The organism is Mesobacillus zeae (genome assembly GCF_003570705.1).
In the GTDB taxonomy this organism is placed as follows: domain Bacteria; phylum Bacillota; class Bacilli; order Bacillales; family Cytobacillaceae; genus Mesobacillus_C; species Mesobacillus_C zeae.
In genome coordinates, this window is the sequence record NZ_QWVT01000040.1 from 52,274 (window position 1) to 59,225 (window position 6,952).

Sequence of the window (6,952 nt, forward strand, 5' to 3'; positions counted from 1 at the left end):
TTATCCATTTTGCTTATGCATGATATTTTCTTTTAGTCCCATAGCTGCTTTTTTAGGACTCTCCGCATTCGATATGAATGAGATGACAGAAACACCATCAACCCCGGAAGACATGACATCTCCGGCGTTTTCCGCTGTAATGCCGCCGATTCCAACAATTGGGATGCTGTATCCATTTTTTCTTAGCTCTCTTATGAAAGAAACCCCGCTTGCAGGCAAAGCGTCTTCCTTAGTTGTAGTGTGAAACACCGGCCCTACGCCAAAGTAATCGGCTCCCATCTCTCGCGCTTGTTCGGCCTCCTTCAATGTATGTACCGATACACCAAGGATTTTGCTGCCGACCAGACAGCGTGCTTCACCTGCCGACATATCACTCTGGCCAATATGGACACCGTCCGCATCGACTTCGAGCGCCAGTTCGATGTCATCATTTACGATAAATGGAATGCCAGCTTCTTTGCAGATTCGCTGTAAGTTCACAGCAAGTTGTTTCTTTTCACAACCTCCTAGGCTGCCTTGCCCTTTTTCACGGAATTGAAAAAGGGTAATGCCTCCCTTGATTGCCTCTTTTAGAACTGTTTCAGGATCCTTCCTGCAGTTATTGCTCCCCATGATAAAATACAATTTCAGCATTTCGCGCAATTTATCTTCCATTTTTCATCTCTACCCTTCTATGATTATAGGCAAAATGATTGGTCGGTCCGTGCCCTTTCCCTATGTTCAAATCGTCCTGTATAGCCATCTGAATAAAATCCTTCGCAAGTTTAGCCGAATCCATCACACTTTCGCCATTGGCAATTCCAGCAGTAAGTGCAGCTGAAAATGTACAGCCTGTTCCATGTGTATTTTTAGTTGGAATGCGGGCACTTGTAAAATAGCTGAAATCTTGGCCGTTATACAAGAGATCCGAAGCGGAATCGTGACTATTCTCATCGTGGCCCCCTTTAATGATGACATGCTTCGCACCAAGCTTGTGAAGTAATACAGCTGCATGCTTTTTATCCTCTTCCGTTGATATTCTTACACCCGTAAGAACTTCTGCTTCCGGTATATTCGGCGTCACGACAAGTGCGCAGGGCATCAGGTATTTTTTTACAGCCTCGACCGCTTCCGTTTGTAAAAGCGATGCGCCCCCTTTTGCTATCATCACGGGATCTACAATTGCCTGCCAGCCGTAATGATTTATCCGTTCAGCTACCGTAATAATAATGTCGGCGCTGAAAAGCATCCCCGTCTTTAGCGCGTCCGTTCCGATATCCTCACCGATACAATCAATCTGGGCTGCGACCATCTTAGGTGACATTGGATAAATATCCTGGACACCAAGTGTGTTTTGCGCAGTTACAGCAGTAATTGCGGAAGTCCCGTAAACACCAAGCTCCTGAAAGGTTTTAAGATCGGCCTGTATCCCGGCGCCCCCACCACTGTCTGATCCTGCGATTGTCAATGCTTTACGCACTGTTCTCATCTCGTTACCGTTCCCCGCGCCTATCATAATCCTGCCTCCAATACAGTCTCGATTCGTGCCCGGCTGTTAAGTTCATCCGTACCTGTGAGCGCCAGCTGGTTGAGGAATTCAATCTGGAAGCTACCTGGGCCAAGATTTTTTGTTCTCTCAGCAGCCCTTTCTGCAGCAACATTATAAAAAGCAATCGCCGCAACAGCTGCTGCTGCATAATCTTTTTCAACCGCCGCAAAGGCACCGATGACGGCTGACAGCAGACATCCTGTTCCAGTCACTTTTGTCATAATGGGATGACCGTTCTTAATTTTGACGGCGGAGTAAGCAGTTGCCACAACATCTTCTTTTCCCGTGATGACGACAACAGTATCAAATTTCCTGGCAGTCTCAACAGCTAGCCCAACTGTATCCTCTCTGGTTTCGACTGAATCGACACCTTTAATGCCCCAGCTGCGGCCGGCCACATTTGCCACCTCTGCGGCATTTCCCCTTAAAATTGCAATCTTTTGCTCTTCCATCAGGGTCTGGGCGGTATCTGTACGGTAAACCGTTGCCCCCGCTCCTACAGGATCAAGGACAACCGGAATACCGTGCATACTGGCCGACTTTGCAGCAAGCGCCATTGCCTCGACCGTACTACTTCTTAACGTACCGATATTGAGGACAAGCGCGCCGGCGATGCTGGCCATTTCCCCAGCTTCCTCCACAGCATCCGCCATGACAGGAGAAGCTCCCAATGCAAGCAGTCCGTTAGCGGAAAAATTAGCTGCTACCACGTTTGTAATATTATGTACAAGCGGATTGCCGCTTCTTACTTTTTCTAGAATAGAACAGAGCTTTTGATTCAAGATATAATCCTCCTTTTTCCGATAGCTGATATTTTTTTATCTTTATTGATATAAAATTTAATGATGGGTCTTCCCGATTACCGCCTCCTTTTCTGGTAAAATGAATAAAAGCCAGATCCGAATAGGACCTGGCTTAAATAGCAAATAAAATCATGGCTACTTTCCTACGCTGGTATGATCCAGATCAGGTCCGAAGGGTTAGAAAACCGACTGTTTTCCTCTCAGCCCTAATCGCGGGCACCCCTAGTAGTGTTACATATGCATTTTTTTCATCATAGCCCCAAGCATTCAGCCTGTAAAGCAAAAAGATTCAGAAAGATGGTTCCTGCCACCCTTTTTAAGATTACGAAACTCTCATGCCGGGAATGAATAGGAAAAAGAAGATAGGGGGAAACGTTATGATTGAGCTCGATTTCAAACATGATCCCAAGAAAAACGCAAACTTGATCGCGAATTTTTCTTTCCGTAAATTTAACCTTCAGAAAGCTGTTCAAGAAACAGACAGACTTTTCCATGAAAATGCCGAACAGAATCCGGTAACTTTCACCCCCGCAAAGAAAGCGGGCGGCATTACTAGACTTTTCAAGAATTTCCACCATAATTTTTCACGTGCATTCCTTACCGTGAATGCAGGTGCAAACATTCAGGAATTTTCAACTGTCGCTGATGCAGATGGGAACTTAGTTCCCGAATGGAAGAGCATGCTCGACGAAGAGTATGCGAGGCTGGAAAGGGAAATTGAAGAAGAAGTATGTGTCGGAGACTTTGGTGCAGTCGGTGATGGCGTGACAGATGATACTGAGGCGTTCAAAAAAGCTATTGACCGGGGAAAAAGAAGGGTCATCATCCCACCTGGTGTCTATATCACTAAGGGAATCCGGCTTCCTTCATGGACTATATTATCCGGTTCGGGTAAAGGGGCCACGACGATTAAGCTAAATCCCTCTGCTTCAAAGGGAACAAGACTTGTAACAAATATGCACCATTGGTGGGGAAACCATCATATTTCTGTTGAAGGCTTGAGTCTTGATTGGAATGTCGAAAGGCTCGGTAATACCAAAAAAACCAGCACTTGGGGAAATCATTCAAGCTGCCTGACGTATGCGAATGTGACATTTGGCTGGGTGAAAGAAACAGAAGCGATCAATCCAGGGCTGCATTGTTTTGATATTTCTTCAACCCTCTACGATTATTCCGGTGATGGCTACAGGGCCCGCGGAGGCAGCCAGTTTATCTGGCTCGATAAGTTAAACGGAAAAGGCTTTGGGGACGACGGCATCACTACACATCACAGCGATAATATTTTTATTTCCAATTGCCATATGTGCGATCCTAGCGGCAGGGCCCATGCCAAGGGATTCTCCAATTCTAACGGAATCGAAGTCGACGATGGTTCGCGCAATGTCTGGCTCCTCAATAATTCAACCGCAAGATGCTTTGGCGGTGTGGAAATCAAAGCGCATGAAACCTCATCCGCAGGAAATAATGTGGTCATCATCGGTCATTTGTCGCTAAATGATAATCGAAGCTACAATTTCAGACATATCGGCCACCATAAAAATACTGACCCTGACTCGGCTACAGCCTGCAATATCAGAGCGACGAACCTTATTGCCATTGCGCCGAAATTTACAGAGCTGTATGCTGAGTCAGACCCGCGCGCCCTTGTCGTGTCAGCCTATAAGAACGTTGTCATCAACCATTTCAGCCTTATCGGCGACCCTGATTATGACTATAAAGGCAACCCGGTTATAGCCATCCAGTATAAAGCGAAAAATGTTGTTCTCAGCAATGTTTCCATCAGGGATTTCAAACATGCAGGTAGCGACATCAAAATTTTTGGCGGTGAGCATCATGCCGACCATATCAGCGTCAGGAACGTAACGGTTAAAAACTCGGCACCTCAGGCCATTAGGATTGGCAAGGGACTGAAAATGGTCAGCATCCAAAACCTTGAAGCAACAGGGTTTAATGGAAAGTACGCAGTAAAAGCAGATGATCCACCTTTCGAGCTATCCGGGGTACAGGCGGAAGGTTACAGCTGCCTTGCAGCAATTGCGGGCAAGAAATACACTTCTATTGTATACAGATAATAAAGTTATTTAATATTAATAAAAAAACAAAGAGCCCTACTACCTCTAAATTGAAGTATGACTCTTTTAAGTTGTTTAATTATCGCTAATTAAAATCGAATCTGTTAAAAAAACGACTAATAAATTTGTTTAAATCTTCTTCAACTAATGCTGCCCCATTAGCCAACCATGCATCGCACGACCAGCGCTGCACCACAGAGAATGAAAATAGTGGAAAACCGTCCATACTGATTCTATGGCTGGGTGAGGAAGGTCGATGAACTATGGTGCCATTAGAGCCCATCCGTTAGTCTGACTCCAACGACCTCGGTGCATCACAGACTGTCGCTCCCTTACGGGAAGCACTCATGGTAGATTAATCCTATTCTGGTTTTTGCACCAGCCTCTAATTTTTCGCCATAGGAAGGATGGTTTCAATGGAAGTTATCATTGAACGAGTATGCGGAATGGATGTACATAAAGATAACATTACCGCCTGCATTATGACCCCCGAAGGAAAGGAGATTCAAACATTTTCTACAAAAACGGTGTTTTTAATTCAACTGATGGATTGGATTAAATCACATGGTTGCACTCATGTCGCTATGGAGAGCACAGGTGTGTTTTGGAAGCCTATCGTGAACTTAATTGAGGCTGAAGAAATGGAATTTTTAGTTGTTAACGCACAACATATGAAAGCAGTCCCTGGTCGAAAAACAGATGTCAAGGATGCTGAGTGGATCGATCAACTTCTTCGTCATGGGTTGTTGAAAGCTAGCTTTATCCCTGATCGAAATCAGCGGGAATTGCGTGAGCTTGTTCGTTATCGCAGAAGTATTATTGAAGAACGAGCTAGACAGCATAATCGAATTCAAAAGGTACTTGAAGGTGCAAATATCAAATTAGGCTCTGTCGTATCGGATATTATGGGCGTTTCATCAAAGGACATGCTTCATGCGATCGCAAATGGTGAGGATGATCCTAAGAAACTAGCAAACTTTGCACGACGCTCGATGAAGAAGAAAAAAGATGATTTAATCCTTGCCCTGAATGGGTATGTGAATCCTCATCAACGCATGATGCTCAAAACGATTCTTACTCATATTGATTTTCTGACTGAACAGATTGAAAAACTCGATCAAGAGGTTGCCCAAAGAGTTAGTGTGTATCAAGAAAGCATAGAACGACTGGATTCAATACCTGGAATTGCCACTCGAATGGCAGAACAAATTCTAGCTGAAATCGGAACGGACGTTGAAAAACAGTTCGAAAGTGCAGCCAGATTATGTTCATGGGCCGCCCTCGTACCAGGACACAATGAAAGTGCAGGAAAAAGGAAATCAACCAGAGGCAAAAAGGGAAATAAATATTTAAAATCTGCTTTAACTGAAGCTGCTCATTCAGTTGGAGCCTCCAAAAACTATCTTGGCGCTCTATACAGACGGACAGCTGCACGAAAAGGAAGAAAACGAGCTGGAATTGTCGTTGCGCACGCCATGTTAAGAATTTCTTATTACCTTTTAACAAGAAAAGAAATGTATGTAGACTTAGGCGAAGATTATTTTGATAAGCAAAAGCAAGCTTCCATTGTAAGAAATTCGGTCCGAAGGTTAGAAAACTTAGGATATACCGTAAATATATCAGAAGCATCCTAACCACCGATAAATTCTAGGAGACTTTAATAGGGCGCTGCTCTTTTTCAAAAAAATTGAAGCTTGCGTTTTATTTAATATGGTCTTTTTTCTGATTATTAGTGTTTAATTTTCATGGTAGTTGAAGAAAAGGCGGACCAATACACTTTACTAATAATGCAGGGTTTTGGAGCTAGCTCTTCAACCCGCATAATCGCGAACGGGGATACCAAGTGATTTTATCTGTTCTGCATATTTTCTGATTTGATCCGTGGATAAGCTGATTTCACTTAAAGATAAGACGCTGTTTAAGGAGAATTCCCTTTTGTTTGATTTAGAAGAAGTATCTCTTCTAGCAATATACTCCACTATGTTCCCTGCCGGATCTTCAAAATAACAAGCATTTGCTTGTGTTCTTCCTTTGAAATCTATTTCATCCAACCCGCCTTCCTTCAAAACTGAACTCGCTTTGATAGCCATTCCTTTGCCTGTTTAAACATATTTGAATGGATATTAAATGCAAAATGATAATAATGATTACATTCCTTATCGTCTTTCATTAACTTTAATACACTCTTTCCAATTTGAAATAACGCATAACGGTCATTGGCAAATAAAACTTTAAATTGGAGGGTTTGTTCATAAAATTGCACAGTTTGCTCAAAATTTGAAATCAGTAGTTCGACTTTGCTTAATTTTCATGCGCATAAACTCCTTGAAAAATTAGATCCAGGTAACTAAAAAAAGAATGACTTCTGTAAGAGTTATACGAACATCTTTTAATCCCCATGTACTTATAAAATTTTATTCCACTGCTTTACATAAACTCTCCTCCTCACAAGCACAATAAGGAATACTGTCTCAGTACCAGCAAAATACGTTTTTAAATCCTGGTGACAAATGGAGTGAAAAAATGGTTGGAGAGAAAATTACAATGCT

6 protein-coding genes, 1 pseudogene and 1 riboswitch are annotated in these 6,952 nt (G+C 43.1%); of the genes and pseudogenes, 2 read left to right on the forward strand and 5 right to left on the reverse strand.

What is annotated here, in order from left to right:
- Genes thiE through thiM form a run of 3 tightly spaced genes read right to left on the reverse strand, consistent with a single transcriptional unit; the run spans position 1 to position 2,310 of the window.
- A complete protein-coding gene (gene thiE, locus D1970_RS19800) occupies positions 1–654 on the reverse strand; it encodes a thiamine phosphate synthase (RefSeq protein WP_119114582.1) in 654 nt (217 codons plus the stop codon).
- On the reverse strand, positions 644–1,495 hold the full coding sequence (thiD, locus tag D1970_RS19805) for a bifunctional hydroxymethylpyrimidine kinase/phosphomethylpyrimidine kinase (protein ID WP_246370322.1): 852 nt from the start codon (positions 1,493–1,495) through the stop codon (positions 644–646). The genes thiE and thiD overlap by 11 nt, the downstream gene beginning before the upstream one ends.
- Positions 1,492–2,310 (reverse strand): hydroxyethylthiazole kinase, encoded by an 819-nt coding sequence (gene thiM, locus D1970_RS19810; RefSeq protein ID WP_119114583.1) that lies wholly within the window; start codon positions 2,308–2,310, stop codon positions 1,492–1,494. The genes thiD and thiM overlap by 4 nt, the downstream gene beginning before the upstream one ends.
- Positions 2,311–2,454: 144 nt before the next feature.
- Positions 2,455–2,565, reverse strand: a riboswitch (TPP riboswitch).
- A gap of 143 nt (positions 2,566–2,708) precedes the next feature.
- Here thiM and D1970_RS19815 point away from each other — a divergent pair.
- Together D1970_RS19815 and D1970_RS19820 are read left to right on the forward strand one after the other, a co-directional pair.
- Positions 2,709–4,403, forward strand: a complete 1,695-nt coding sequence (locus D1970_RS19815; protein ID WP_119114584.1) for a glycosyl hydrolase family 28-related protein — start codon at positions 2,709–2,711, stop codon at positions 4,401–4,403.
- A gap of 416 nt (positions 4,404–4,819) precedes the next feature.
- On the forward strand, positions 4,820–6,037 hold the full coding sequence (locus D1970_RS19820) for an IS110 family RNA-guided transposase (RefSeq protein WP_119114585.1): 1,218 nt from the start codon (positions 4,820–4,822) through the stop codon (positions 6,035–6,037).
- A 177-nt stretch (positions 6,038–6,214) separates the two neighbouring features.
- Here D1970_RS19820 and D1970_RS19825 read toward each other — a convergent pair whose 3' ends face one another.
- Both D1970_RS19825 and D1970_RS23490 read right to left on the reverse strand, forming a co-directional pair.
- Positions 6,215–6,493, reverse strand: a complete 279-nt coding sequence (locus tag D1970_RS19825; RefSeq protein WP_119114586.1) for a hypothetical protein — start codon at positions 6,491–6,493, stop codon at positions 6,215–6,217.
- A pseudogene (locus D1970_RS23490) lies at positions 6,466–6,696 on the reverse strand (VOC family protein); the annotation flags it as partial. The pseudogene D1970_RS23490 and the gene D1970_RS19825, both read right to left, overlap by 28 nt.
- Between the last annotated feature and the right edge of the window lie 256 nt (positions 6,697–6,952).

Excerpts from the sequence above, each read along its gene's own strand:
- thiE (WP_119114582.1), bottom strand. The coding sequence starts at position 654 with ATGGAAGATAAATTGCGCGAAATGCTGAAATTGTATTTTATCATGGGG.
- thiD (WP_246370322.1), bottom strand. The coding sequence starts at position 1,495 with ATGATAGGCGCGGGGAACGGTAACGAGATGAGAACAGTGCGTAAAGCA.
- D1970_RS19815 (WP_119114584.1), top strand. The coding sequence starts at position 2,709 with ATGATTGAGCTCGATTTCAAACATGATCCCAAGAAAAACGCAAACTTG.
- D1970_RS19820 (WP_119114585.1), top strand. The coding sequence starts at position 4,820 with ATGGAAGTTATCATTGAACGAGTATGCGGAATGGATGTACATAAAGAT.
- D1970_RS19825 (WP_119114586.1), bottom strand. The coding sequence starts at position 6,493 with ATGGCTATCAAAGCGAGTTCAGTTTTGAAGGAAGGCGGGTTGGATGAA.